The 11,823-nt window shown below is 69.2% G+C and carries 12 protein-coding genes; 2 read left to right on the top strand and 10 right to left on the bottom strand.

The genetic code is table 11. The features are described from left to right. Nucleotides 1-10 precede the first annotated feature (10 nt). Nucleotides 11-1,057, bottom strand: a complete 1,047-nt coding sequence (locus AB7878_RS11905; RefSeq protein WP_369494573.1) for a rod shape-determining protein — start codon at nucleotides 1,055-1,057, stop codon at nucleotides 11-13. A gap of 271 nt (nucleotides 1,058-1,328) precedes the next feature. Here AB7878_RS11905 and AB7878_RS11900 point away from each other — a divergent pair, with 271 nt between their 5' ends. Then, a complete protein-coding gene (locus tag AB7878_RS11900) occupies nucleotides 1,329-2,264 on the top strand; it encodes a carbohydrate kinase family protein (protein WP_369494572.1) in 936 nt (311 codons plus the stop codon). A 98-nt stretch (nucleotides 2,265-2,362) separates the two neighbouring features. On the opposite strand, the gene glpK is transcribed toward AB7878_RS11900, so the two are convergent. After that, a complete protein-coding gene (gene glpK / locus AB7878_RS11895; RefSeq protein ID WP_369494571.1) occupies nucleotides 2,363-3,862 on the bottom strand; it encodes a glycerol kinase GlpK in 1,500 nt (499 codons plus the stop codon). Between the two features lie 316 nt (nucleotides 3,863-4,178). Beyond that, entirely contained in the window at nucleotides 4,179-4,529 is a 351-nt protein-coding gene (locus AB7878_RS11890; protein ID WP_369494570.1) for a hypothetical protein, read from the bottom strand. A gap of 175 nt (nucleotides 4,530-4,704) precedes the next feature. On the opposite strand from AB7878_RS11890, the gene AB7878_RS11885 reads away from it, so the two are divergent. Continuing rightward, on the top strand, nucleotides 4,705-5,067 hold the full coding sequence (locus tag AB7878_RS11885) for a hypothetical protein (protein ID WP_369494569.1): 363 nt from the start codon (nucleotides 4,705-4,707) through the stop codon (nucleotides 5,065-5,067). Nucleotides 5,068-5,170: 103 nt separating this feature from the next. Here AB7878_RS11885 and AB7878_RS11880 read toward each other — a convergent pair whose 3' ends face one another. From AB7878_RS11880 to AB7878_RS11850, 7 genes are all read right to left on the bottom strand, one after another. Beyond that, nucleotides 5,171-5,470, bottom strand: a complete 300-nt coding sequence (locus AB7878_RS11880; RefSeq protein ID WP_077482181.1) for an STAS domain-containing protein — start codon at nucleotides 5,468-5,470, stop codon at nucleotides 5,171-5,173. Between the two features lie 10 nt (nucleotides 5,471-5,480). Beyond that, nucleotides 5,481-6,659 carry a methyl-accepting chemotaxis protein gene (locus tag AB7878_RS11875; protein ID WP_369494568.1) on the bottom strand — a complete coding sequence of 393 codons (1,179 nt, stop codon included), beginning with the start codon at nucleotides 6,657-6,659 and terminating at the stop codon, nucleotides 5,481-5,483. Between the two features lie 6 nt (nucleotides 6,660-6,665). Further along, complete coding sequence (locus tag AB7878_RS11870; protein ID WP_369494567.1) at nucleotides 6,666-7,769, bottom strand: protein-glutamate methylesterase/protein-glutamine glutaminase; 1,104 nt, start codon at nucleotides 7,767-7,769, stop codon at nucleotides 6,666-6,668. Between the two features lie 70 nt (nucleotides 7,770-7,839). Further along, nucleotides 7,840-8,490, bottom strand: coding sequence for a chemoreceptor glutamine deamidase CheD (gene cheD, locus AB7878_RS11865; RefSeq protein WP_369494566.1), 651 nt, complete (start codon nucleotides 8,488-8,490; stop codon nucleotides 7,840-7,842). Further along, complete coding sequence (locus AB7878_RS11860; protein ID WP_369494565.1) at nucleotides 8,490-9,374, bottom strand: CheR family methyltransferase; 885 nt, start codon at nucleotides 9,372-9,374, stop codon at nucleotides 8,490-8,492. Before AB7878_RS11860 ends, cheD begins: the two co-directional genes overlap by 1 nt. 2 nt (nucleotides 9,375-9,376) lie before the next feature. Then, on the bottom strand, nucleotides 9,377-11,095 hold the full coding sequence (locus AB7878_RS11855; RefSeq protein ID WP_369494564.1) for a methyl-accepting chemotaxis protein: 1,719 nt from the start codon (nucleotides 11,093-11,095) through the stop codon (nucleotides 9,377-9,379). Nucleotides 11,096-11,108: 13 nt separating this feature from the next. After that, nucleotides 11,109-11,615, bottom strand: coding sequence for a chemotaxis protein CheW (locus AB7878_RS11850; RefSeq protein ID WP_369494563.1), 507 nt, complete (start codon nucleotides 11,613-11,615; stop codon nucleotides 11,109-11,111). Nucleotides 11,616-11,823: the final 208 nt, after the last annotated feature.

The following is an 11,823-nucleotide window of genomic DNA, read 5'->3' as shown; positions in this document are numbered from 1 at the left end:
TGAGTCGGCCTTACTCGGGCGCGAAGAAATCGCTGCCGTGCTGGTCGATCAGCTCCAGCGCCTTGCCGCCGCCACGCGCCACGCAGGTCAGCGGATCGTCCGCCACCTGCACGTGCAGGCCGGTTTCCTCGGAGATCAGGCGGTCGAGGTCGCGCAGCAGCGCGCCGCCGCCGGTGAGCACGATGCCGCGCTCGGCCACGTCGGAGCACAGCTCCGGCGGGGTCTGCTCCAGCGCCGACTTCACCGCGGCCACGATGCCGGCCAACGGCTCGTGCAGCGCTTCGAGGATCTCGTTGGAGTTGATCGTGAACATGCGCGGCACGCCTTCGGCGAGGTTGCGGCCGGAGATCTCGATCTCCCTGACCTCGCTCTGCGGGAACGCGCAGCCGATCTCCAGCTTGATCCGCTCGGCGGTGGACTCGCCGATCAGGGTGCCGTGGTTGCGGCGCACGTAGTTGATGATCGCCTCGTCGAAACGATCGCCGCCCACACGCACCGACTGCGAGTAGACGATGCCGTTCAACGAGATCACCGCCACTTCGGAGGTGCCGCCGCCGATGTCCAGCACCATCGCGCCACGCGCCTCGTGCACCGGGATGCCGGCGCCGATCGCGGCGGCCATCGGCTCCTCGATCAGGAACACGTCGCGGGCGCCGGCGCCCTCGGCCGATTCCTTGATCGCGCGGCGCTCGACCTGGGTCGAGCCGCACGGCACACAGACCAGCACGCGCGGGCTCGGCCGCAGGAAGCGCGACTTGTGCACCTGCTTGATGAAGTGCTGCAACATCGCCTCGGTCATGGTGAAGTCGGCGATCACGCCGTCCTTCATCGGCCGCACCGTGGCGATGTTGCCGGGCGTGCGGCCCAGCATGCGCTTGGCGTCGCTGCCCACCGCCGCGATCGCACGCGGGCCGCCCGGACCACGGTCCTGGCGCACCGCCACCACCGAGGGTTCGTTCAGCACGATGCCCTGGCCACGCACGTAGATCAGCGTGTTGGCGGTGCCGAGATCGATGGAGACGTCGTTGGAAAAGATCCCGCGAAACTTCTTGAACATAGGTTCGCCGCGCGCCGGCCTGATTAAAAAATAAGCTCACCAGTCTAGTCAGCGCGCCGGCCATGCGCAACCGGAAAAACGTTAAGAAAGCCTTGTACGACGCACATTTGCCGCACATTTCGGCAATCCGGATCGCGCGCGCCGCGCCCTCCGCGGATTCGCCACGAACACCCGTTCACGATAGGATGCGAGTCTTTGGCCGGGTCTGCGGACCCGGGTTTGTCGGTCGCGTCGCGCGCGCCATCCTCACGTTCCGGGGCAATCAAGAACCATGTCTGCCGTCATCTGCGGATCGCTGGCCTACGACACCATCATGGTGTTCCAGGACCAGTTCAAGAACCACATCCTGCCCGACCAGATGCACATCCTGAATGTGTCCTTCCTGGTGCCGCGGATGCGCCGCGAGTTCGGCGGCTGCGCCGGCAACATCGCCTACAACCTGAAGCTGCTCGGCGGCGACCCGCTGCCGGTGGCCGCGGTGGGCCAGGACTTCGCGCCCTATCGCGCGCACCTGGAGAAATGCGGCATCCGGCTCGACCGCGTGCGCGTGTTCGACGACCAGTTCACCCCGCAGTGCTTCATCACCACCGACCTGGACAACAACCAGATCACCGCCTTCCACCCCGGCGCGATGTCCAGCGCGCACGACAACCACGTGCGCGACATCCCCGACATCGACATCGGCATCGTGGCCCCCGACGGCCGCGAGGCGATGCTGCAGCACGTGGACGAGTTCGCCGCGCGCGGCGTGCCCTTCATCTTCGATCCGGGCCAGGCGATGCCGCTGTTCAGCGGCGACGAGTTCCGCGCGATGATCGAAAAGTCCACCTACGTGATCGTCAACGACTACGAGTCGCAGCTGCTGCAGACGCGCACCGGCTGGAGCGCCGAGGAGATCGCCGGCCGCGTGAAGGCCTACGTGGTCACGCTGGGCCCGCGCGGCTCGCTGATCCACGCCGACGGCACCACGCACGAGATCCCGCCCGCGCACGAACGCCAGATCGTCGACCCCACCGGCTGCGGCGACGCGTACCGCGCCGGCCTGATCTTCGGCATCATGCGCGGCAAGGACTGGCCCACGGTGGGCCGCATGGCCTCGCTGATGGGCGCGCTCAAGGTCGAGCACCCCGGCACGCAGAACCAGCGCTTCGACTACGCGCAGTTCGCCGCCGCGTTCAAGGAGCAGTTCGGCTACGCGCTCGACTGACCGCACCGCCGTGTAGGAGCGCACCCTGTGCGCGATGGCTTCCGGCTTCGATCAAACACCAGAGCATTCGCGCACAGGGTGCGCTCCTACATCGGTTTTCAGCCAGGCGTGAACGCGCAGGCGGCCTGCACCGCCGCCTGCCAGCCGCGATACAGGCGCTCGCGTTCCGGCGCGGGCATGCGCGGCTCGAAGCGGCGTTCCACCTGCCACAGCTGCGCGAGCTGTTCGCGGCTCTCCCAGAAACCCAGCGCCAGCCCGGCCAGGTAGGCCGCGCCCAGCGCCGTGGTTTCCTGCACGCGCGGGCGCAGCAGCGGCACGTCCAGCAGGTCGCTCTGGAACTGCGCGATGAAGTCGTTCGCGATCGCGCCGCCGTCGCAACGCAGTTCCTTCAGCGGGATGCCCGCATCCGCCTCCATCGCCGCCAGCACGTCGCGCGACTGGTAGGCCATCGCCTCCAGCGCCGCGCGCACCAGGTGTTCGCGGCGGGTGCCGCGGGTGAGGCCGAACATCGCGCCGCGCACCTCGCTGCGCCAGTACGGCGCGCCCAGTCCCACGAAGGCCGGCACCAGGTAGACGCCGTCGCTGGAAGCCACGTTCTCCGCCAACGCCTGCGAATCAGCCGCGCATTCCAGCATGCGCAGGCCGTCGCGCAGCCATTGCACCACCGCGCCGGCCACGAAGATGCTGCCTTCCAGCGCGTACTCGACCTTGCCGCCGATCTCCCAGGCGATCGTGGTCAGCAAGCCGTGTCGTGACGGCACCGCCTGCGCGCCGGTGTGCATCAGCATGAAGCAGCCGGTGCCGTAGGTGTTCTTCGCCATGCCGGGCTCGAAACAGGCCTGGCCGAACAGCGCCGCCTGCTGGTCGCCGGCGAGGCCGCCGATCGGCACCGCGGCGCCGAGGAAGCGTGCCGGGTCGGTGTCGCCGTAGCGTTCGCTGCATGAGCGCAGCTCGGGCAGCATCGCGCGCGGCACGTTGAACAGGCGCAGCAATTCGTCGTCCCATTCGCGCCGATGGATGTCGTACAGCAGGGTGCGCGCGGCATTGCTGGCGTCGGTGATGTGCAGGCGCCCGCCGCTGAGGTTCCATACCAGCCAGCTCTCGATCGTGCCGAACAGCAGCTCGCCGCGCTCGGCCCGCGCCTGCGCGCCCTCGACATGGTCGAGGATCCAGCGGATCTTGCTGGCCGAGAAATACGCGTCGATCAGCAGGCCGGTCTTCGCGCGCACGACAGTCTCGCCACCGTCCGCCCGCAGGCGTTCGCAGATCGCCATGCTCTGCCGCGACTGCCACACGATCGCGTGGTGCACCGGCTGCCCGCTGCGGCGATCCCATACCACGGTGGTCTCGCGCTGGTTGGTGATGCCGATGCCGGCCAGCTCGGCCGGCTCGACCTGGCTGCGCGTGAGCAGCTCGGTCACCGTCACCAGCACGCTGGCAAGGATCTCGCGCGGATCGTGCTCCACCCAGCCGGGCTGCGGATAGATCTGCGCGAACTCGCGCTGCGCCATGCCCGCCACGCGGCCGGCCGTGTCGACCAGCATCGCCCGCGTGCTGGTGGTGCCCTGGTCCAGTGCCAGGATGTATCGCTTCGCCACGGCGGACCTCGCGCATCGACAGCTGCGCGAAGATTAGCAACGAAGCGGGCGGCACGGCTCAAGTACCGTGCACGCGGTCATGACTGGCGGTGACGCTCCGCCGGAGGTTCCGTTCGCGCTGAGCGTAGCTTGCGGCAGCAAGCGCAGTCGAAGCGCCCGCGCCAATGCCCCTTCGACTTCCTCGCTCCCCAGAGCGTGGCCATCCATGGCCACTCCCCGCGTCGGCCCTGCGGGCCTACGCTCAGGGCGAACGGAGAGAGTTCCAACCGAGATTTGCGGGCCGACGGGAGCAGCTTCGACCGCGACAGAACCCGGCTTACCAGGTGCGCACGTCCACGATGCTGGCGGTGAAGCTGCTCATGTCCGGCTGAATGCGGAACATGCGGCCCAGGTCGAAGTTCACCGTGTCGCCGGGGGCGATGTTGGAGGTACCGGCCGGCCAGGCCTGCTTGCTCTGCACCACGTTGCCCGAGGCGTCCTTGATCTCGATGCGGATCTGCGCGGCCGAGGCGGCGGTGCAGTGGTTGACCAGCTCGCCGCGCAGGCTGAGGCGGGCACCGGCCGCAGCGGGCTTGAAATCCTTGATCGCGAAATCGGCAGGCGCGCAGGTGGCGTGGGCGGCCAGCGGGGCCAGCAACAGGACGGCGGCGGCAACGAGGGCTTTCATGGAATCTCCGGAAACGATGGGGAGGGAACCGCCGTACGGATGCAGGCGGATGCCACCGGTATCGACCGCACTGCCCGGAGCTTTAGCGCCTCGCCATCGCCGGCTCAAGTTTCCCGTCCCGTGGCCGATGCCCCGGATACGTGCGCAATCGCGCCCAAGTGGGAGACCGAAGCTCATGAAGACATTGCTAGTTTCCACGGTCCTGTTGCTGGCTCCGCTGGCCGCTCACGCCGCCTGCTCCGCGCAGGACTTCGCGATCCAGGATTTCAAGCCGGCGCTCAACAACACCGGCATATCGACGCGTATCGCCTTGCGTGGCGAACTGGCCAACCATTGCACCAGCGCCGCCGCCGCGCAGATCCGCGTCGAGATCAAGGACGCCTCGGGCAAGGTGCTGGAGAGCAAGCAGGCCTGGCCGGCCGGCACCTCCAACATCGCCCCCGGCGACAAGGTCGACTTCGACCTGGGCCGCATGTTCCGCTTCCGGCCCGGCATGGAATCCTTCACGGCCAGCGTGGTCGACGTGCGCACCTGGTAAGCGGCCACCCCGGCGCCAACGCGAAAGGCCCCCGCGGGGGCCTTTCGCGTTGGCGCATCCGATCCGCCGGGCGGCCAGCCACGGCCGGGCCGGCGATCGATCGTCAGTGCAGCACGAACAGCTTGTCGAAGCCGGCCACGCGCAGGGTGCTGCGCAGCTCGCCGGAGGCGTTGACGATGCGGATGTCGGCGCGGTCGGCGCCGGCGTGCTCGCGCAGCAGCAGCAGCATGCCCAGCGCCGAGCTGTCCATGCCGGCGACCTCGCCCAGGTCGATCACGTAGCTGCGCGCGGGCTTGCCGGCGCCGAGGCAGGCGTCGTGGAAGTCGCGATGGATGCTGAAGTCGAAACGCTCGCCCAGCTGCAGGGTGAGGCAATCGAGTTCGGGGTCGTGGTGGACGATCATGGTGCCATCCTCAAAAGAGTTCGATTTCGCCGGCGTCCATCGAGTTCTGCAGCGCCGGGCCGCGCGAGCGCAGGCGCGCCTTCTCGCGCTGGATCGCCAGCCGGCTGCGCACGCGCTGCGAGCGCTCGGCCAGCGCATCGGCCTCCAGCGCGGTGCAGGCCAGTTCCTCGATGTCGCGGGTGCATTCGGTGGTGACGTCCTGCAGTTCGGTGAGCCGGGTGCGGGTCTGCGTGATCAGCTGGCGCAGGATGTCCTCGAACTGCAGCGAGCGCACGGTGGTGGAGACGTCGCTGCCGAGGCCGCGGCTGATCTCGACCACCTGGTCGGCCACCTTGCTGCTGCGCGCGTCGCTCTCGGTGACATGGGCGGTCATCGCGTCGATGCCGCCCTTGGCGGACAGCGCCACGTTGAGGTCCTGCGAGGCCATCGCCCCGATCAGGCCGCGCAGCTGCTCCATCGCCGTGCGGGCGCGCTCGACGTGGCCGCCGATGCGCTCGTTGAGCTGGTTGGAGTTGCTCGCCAGGTTGCGGATCTCGCCGGCCACCACCGCGAAGCCGCGGCCGGATTCGCCCGCGCGCGCCGCCTCGATCGCGGCGTTCAGCGCCAAGAGGTTGGTCTCCTCGGCGATGGTGTTGACGTTGCGCAGCAGGCCGAACACCGCGTCCATCTCCTTCGCCATGCCGTCGATGCGGTAGACGATGCGCAGGCTCTCGCGCGACATCTGCACGATCATTCCCACGAAGTGCTCCAAGAGATCTCCGGTGCGCGCGGCGAAATCCTGCACGGAGACGCCGCCGTCCTGCACGTCGATGATCTGCTTGAGCAGCGACTGCTGCAGCGCGGTCTTGTTCGACAGGCCGTCGAAGCCGCCGCCCAGTTCGGACACCGCGTCGCGCAGCAGGTCCAGGCCCTGGTGCAGTTCGCGGGTGGCGTGGCCGAGCTCGTCGACCAGCGCGCTGCGCACGTCTTCCAGCGCCTCGCGCACCGGCTCGCTGCTCGCGGGCGCGGCGACGACGGGTGCGGCCGGCGGCTCGGAGCGCATCGCAAAAAACCAGGCCGCGGTCAGCACTAGCACCAGCAGCGGCGCCAGCCAGGCCGGATGCCACAGCAGGCTCAGCAGCAGGGCGACGACGCTGGCGATCCAGCCGGCCAGCGGGCGTCGGAACGGGGAGGCGGGAGTGAATGACATGATCCGTTATCCGAGCGCGGGCGCCACCGGCGCCGGGGAATGGGTATGGCGGGCGAGCGCGAGCAGGCGCGCCGCAATGTGGTCGACCGGCAGCATCTCCGGCGCGGCGCCGAGCTTCCAGGCGGCGCCGGGCATGCCCCACACCACCGAGCTGGGCTCGTCCTGCACCAGGGTGGCGGCGCCGGCCTGGCGCAGTTCGAGCAGGCCGCGTGCGCCGTCGTCGCCCATGCCGGTGAGCAGCGCGGCGATGGTGGCGGCGCCGGCGCTGGCCGCCAGCGAGCGGAACAGCACGTCGACGCTGGGGCGGTGCCGGTTCACCGGCGGGCCGTCGTGCAGGCGGCAGACGTACTTCGCGCCGTCCCACATCACCAGCAGGTGGTGGCTGCCGGGTGCGATGTAGGCATGGCCCGGCTGGATCGGCTGGCCGTCGCGCGCCTCGCACACGCGCATCGCCGAGCAGCGGTCCATGCGTGCGGCGAACGGCCCGCTGAAGGCGGCGGGGATGTGCTGGGTCACCAGGATCGGCGGCGCGTCCGGCGGCATCGCCTCCAGCACCACGCGCACCGCCTCGGTGCCGCCGGTGGAGGCGCCGATCGCGATGATCGGGCTGCCGCCGCGGCTGCCCGCGGTCTGCGAGCGCGGCAGCACCGCATCGGCGGAGAGCCGCGGCGCCACGTCCAGCCTGCGCACCGTGGTGCGCGCACGCGGCTTCGCCTTCGCCGCCTGCTTCACCTTGGCGCAGATCTCCAGCGCGCTGTCGCCGAAGCTGGATGCGAGGTCGCTGCTCGGCTTGGCGAGGAAATCCACCGCGCCCAGCTCCAGCGCGCGCAGCGTCACGTCGGCCCCTTCCGTGGTCAGCGACGACACCATCACCACCGGCATCGGCCTGAGCCGCATCAGGTTCTCCAGGAAGGTGAGGCCGTCCATGCGCGGCATCTCGACGTCCAGCGTGAGCACGTCGGGATCGAGCTGCTTGATCTTCTCGCGGGCGATCAGCGGGTCCGCCGCCGTGCCCACGACTTCGATGCCCGGGTCGCAGGCAAGCATGGTCGACATCAACTTGCGCACCAGGGCGGAATCGTCGACTACCAGTACGCGCACTCTTTCCATTGCTCACCTTGGCCATGCGGGCCCGTCGCCGAAGACGATGGCCCGGTCGATGCCGCGCCGGCGCCCGGCGTCAGAACAGCTCGACCTCACCCTTTATCGGATCGTTTGCCAAACGCTTGAGGTAGCCGCGCTCGTCGGCCACCAGCGCCACGTCGTCGCTGCGGCGCAGCTGGCGCACGCGCACCCGGCCGCTCTGCGGGAAGAACTGCACCTGGCGCGGATACACGTCGCCCAGATCCTCGGCCACCAGCAGCAGCCGTTCGGCGGCGAGATAGCGATGCACGAAGTCGATGTTGCGCTGGCCCACGTCGCTCATCTGCGCCAGCACGCGGCCGCCGCCGAACACCTTCACCCTGAGGTCCGCGCGCTGCCCGCCGGCCTTCAGCACCGCGTTGATCAGCTGTTCCATCGCGTCGCTGCCGTAGCGCGCCGCGCGGCCCACGGTGGCCGACCAGCCGTCGCTGGCGCCGCGCGGCTCGGGCAGCATGAAATGGTTCATGCCGCCGATGCCGCGGACCGAGTCGTGCACGCAGGCCGCCACGCAGGAACCGAGCACGGTGCTGACCAGTTCGTCCTGCGTGCCCACGTAGAACTCGCCCGGCAGCACCTTCACCACCATGCAGTTCTGGGTGGGGTCCCAGAACCGGCGCAGGTGCTCGAAGCCGGGCATGGCCTCGGGCAGCGTGGGCGTGGCCCGGCGTTCGGCCGTGCGTGCCAGCATCAGGCGCGCTTCCGGTAGACGGTGCGGCCGATCAGCTCGAAGTCGTCGTTGATGCCGTGCAGCGACTCGGAGTGGCCGAGGAACAGGTGGCCGCCCGCCGGCAACAGCGCGGCGTAGCGGCTGAACAGCCGCTGCTTGGTCGGCTGGTCGAAGTAGATCACCACGTTGCGGCAGAAGATCGCGTCGAACGGCCCGCGCATCGGCCAGTCGTGCAGCAGGTTCAGCGGCTGCACGGTCACCAGTTCGCGCAGCCGCGAATGCACGCAGGCGTAGCCTTCGTATTCGCCGGCGCCGCGCAGCAGCCAGCGGCGCCGGCGCTCTTCGCTGATGCCGTCCAGCTTGTCCAGCGGATACACGCCGTTGCGCGCCGTTTCCAGCGCCTGCGGCGACAGGTCGGTGGCGAGGATCTTCGCGTCGACGCCGGTGGCGCCGTGCTTCTCCAGCGCCTCGGCCAGCACCATCGCCAGTGCATACGGTTCCTCGCCGCTGGAACAGCCGGCCGACCAGATCCGCAGCCGGTCGCCGTCACGGCGCTTGTGTGCCAGCCACTGCGGCAGCAGCTCGCGCTCCAGCAATTCGTAGTGGTGCGGCTCGCGGAAGAACGCGGTGACGTTGGTGCTGATCGCGCTGGCCAGTTCGCCCAGCTCGCCGTTCGGATCGCTGCGCAGCAGCGCGCAATAGGCCGCGTAGTCAGGCAGGCCCAGCGCGCGCAGGCGTCGCGCCAGCCGCCCCTGCACCAGCTGGCGCTTGTGCTCGCCCAGTGCGATGCCGCAGTGCGCGTAGACGAAGTCGCGCAGGAAGCGGAACTCCGCCGCGCCGAGCAGGATCGTGCCGTCGCCCGCGGGTGCCGCATCACGCTTGATCGCAGCGGCGGCGACGGCCACGCTCAGAACTCCTTCCAGGCGCCGGCGTCCGCCGCTTCGGCGGCGACCGCGCGCGGCGGCGCCTTGCGCACGGCGGCGAACACCGCCTCGGTGGCCTTGGCCACTTCCTTCGCGCGCGCCGGCGGCACGTCCGCCGTCGCGGCATCGCCGGCGAGACGGAAGAAGCCCACCTGGCTGGTCAGGTCGCCGGCCTGCTCCTGCATGGCGCGAGCGGCGGCCGAGGCTTCCTCGACCAGCGCCGCGTTCTGCTGGGTCATCTCGTCCATTTGCATCACGGCGTTGTTGACCTGGTCGATGCCGGCCGACTGTTCCTGGCTGGCCGCGGCGATCTCGGCCACGATGTCGGTGACCTTCTTCACGCTCTCGACGATGTCGGCCAGCGCCTTGCCGGACTGGTTGACCAGTTCCGAGCCGCTGCGCACCTTCTCCTCGCTCTCGGCGATCAGGCCCTTGATCTCCTTCGCCGCGCCGGCGCTGCGCTGCGCCAAGTTGCGCACCTCGCTGGCCACCACCGCGAAGCCGCGACCCTGCTCGCCGGCGCGCGCCGCTTCCACCGCGGCGTTCAGCGCCAGCAGGTTGGTCTGGAACGCGATCTCCTGGATCAAGCCCACGATGTCGCCGATCTTGCGGCTGGAGGCGTCGATCTCGGCCATCGCGACGATCGCCTTGCCGGCCACCTCGCCACCGTGCTCGGCCTGCTCGCGGGCACCGCGCGCCAGCTGGTTGGCGTGGCTGGCGTTCTCCGCGTTCTGCTTCACGGTGGAGGTCATCTCCTCCATCGACGAGGCGGTTTCCTCCAGGCTGGAAGCCTGTTCCTGGGTGCGCTGGCTGAGGTCGTCGTTGCCGCGCGCGATCTGCTGCGCCGCGCTCGACACCGCGTCGGAACCCTGGCGCACCTCACCCACGATCGCCGCGAGACGCTCGTCCATCACCCGGAACGCGTCGAGCAGGCGGCCCAGCTCGTCCATCCGCTTCACCTTGATGCCGTGGCCCAGCCGGCCGTCGGCGATCGCGTGCGCCACCGTCACCAGGCGCGCCAGCGTGCCGCTGATCGAACGCACCAGCAGGGTCGCCACCAGCAGCGCGAAGATCAGGCCGCCGGACAGCGTGACCAGCACCAGTGCTCGCACCACGCCGTAGCGGCTGACCTGGGTGTGGTAGATCTGCTTCACCTCGTCGCCCTGCGCCCGGATCAGCTTGTCGAGCGTGTCCAGGCGCATCATCAGCCCCGGCCGCACTTCCATCTCCAGCAGGTCGCGGGTGCCGTCGTCATTCTGGCCCAGCGCGTCGTAGACATCCTTCAGGCTGCTCGCGTAGTCCGCGTCGGTGGCGCGATAGGCCTTGTACTTCGCCGCGATGTCCGCGCTGAGCGGCAGCGCCGACAGCTGCTTGTTGTCCGCGGCGATCTCCTTCTGGAGCTTCTGGGATTCGGCGACCTTCTGCTTCACCTGGTCGGCCTTGCCGATCACGTTGGCCGCCTCGCCCAGCACGACGAAGTTCATCAGCGACTTGGAGCGCAACTCGCCCATCAGCTGCGCCGGCACCATCGCCTCCTCGTAACTGTGGCGCATGCCCTCGTTCTGCCAGGACATCACGCCCAGGCCCACGCCGGCGCCCGCCACCAGCATGATCGCGAGCAGCGCGAAGGTGCCGATCAGGCGGGCCTTGACCGACAGGGTGGAAAACTTGGCGAAACGCGCGGTGAATTTCTTGATGTTCATCGTGATTCCCGAATCAGGCGGCAACTTCGACTTCGCGGACGGCCGGCAGCGCGGCATCCAGCGTTTCCACGTCTTCCGGACGCATCAGTTTCTCCACGTCCAGCAGCATCACCATGCGATCGGCATGGGTGGTCAGACCTTTGAGGTAGCGGGTGTCGACGATCGCGCCCATGTCCGGCACCGGCTTGACCGTCGCCGGGTCGATGTCGACCACGTCGGACACCGCGTCCACCACGATGCCGAACAGGCGCTCGGCCACGGCCACCACGATCATCACCGTGTTGTCGCCGTAGCTCTCGCGTTCCAGTCCGAAGCGCAGGCGCAGGTCCAGCACCGGCACGATCGCGCCGCGCAGGTTCAGCACGCCGAGCATGTACGCGGACGCCTGCGGGATGCGGGTCACCCGCGACCAGCCGCGGATCTCGCGCACCGCCAGGATGTCGACGCCGTACTCCTCGCCGGCCAGGCTGAAGGTGAGCTGCTGCACGGTGGCTGCCGTGTCCGCATGGTGTTCGTGCATGGATCGTCTACCTCGTGATGGGCGCCGCGGGGCGCCCGGCCTCGATGCTGTATCGGCGCTGCCGGGGAGGACTTGAGCACGCTTCAATCCGCAGGGTGATGGCAAAGCAATGCGCAGCGATCCCGCAGATGCCCGCCGGTAGGAGCGCACCCTGTGCGCGAATGCTCTTGGCTTCGATTAGCGCCAGAGCCATTCGCGCACAGGGTGC

It is taken from the genome of Rhodanobacter humi (genome assembly GCF_041107455.1).
Taxonomy (GTDB): domain Bacteria; phylum Pseudomonadota; class Gammaproteobacteria; order Xanthomonadales; family Rhodanobacteraceae; genus Rhodanobacter_A.
The sequence above is the reverse complement of the archived record's forward strand: the minus strand, read 5'-3'. Positions and strand labels throughout refer to the sequence as shown.

Excerpts from the sequence above, each read along its gene's own strand:
- AB7878_RS11890 (WP_369494570.1), bottom strand. The coding sequence starts at position 4,529 with ATGAAAGCCCTCGTTGCCGCCGCCGTCCTGTTGCTGGCCCCGCTGGCC.
- AB7878_RS11855 (WP_369494564.1), bottom strand. The coding sequence starts at position 11,095 with ATGAACATCAAGAAATTCACCGCGCGTTTCGCCAAGTTTTCCACCCTG.
- AB7878_RS11875 (WP_369494568.1), bottom strand. The coding sequence starts at position 6,659 with ATGTCATTCACTCCCGCCTCCCCGTTCCGACGCCCGCTGGCCGGCTGG.
- AB7878_RS11905 (WP_369494573.1), bottom strand. The coding sequence starts at position 1,057 with ATGTTCAAGAAGTTTCGCGGGATCTTTTCCAACGACGTCTCCATCGAT.
- cheD (WP_369494566.1), bottom strand. The coding sequence starts at position 8,490 with ATGCTGGCACGCACGGCCGAACGCCGGGCCACGCCCACGCTGCCCGAG.
- AB7878_RS11900 (WP_369494572.1), top strand. The coding sequence starts at position 1,329 with ATGTCTGCCGTCATCTGCGGATCGCTGGCCTACGACACCATCATGGTG.
- AB7878_RS11880 (WP_077482181.1), bottom strand. The coding sequence starts at position 5,470 with ATGATCGTCCACCACGACCCCGAACTCGATTGCCTCACCCTGCAGCTG.
- AB7878_RS11870 (WP_369494567.1), bottom strand. The coding sequence starts at position 7,769 with ATGGAAAGAGTGCGCGTACTGGTAGTCGACGATTCCGCCCTGGTGCGC.
- AB7878_RS11885 (WP_369494569.1), top strand. The coding sequence starts at position 4,705 with ATGAAGACATTGCTAGTTTCCACGGTCCTGTTGCTGGCTCCGCTGGCC.
- AB7878_RS11850 (WP_369494563.1), bottom strand. The coding sequence starts at position 11,615 with ATGCACGAACACCATGCGGACACGGCAGCCACCGTGCAGCAGCTCACC.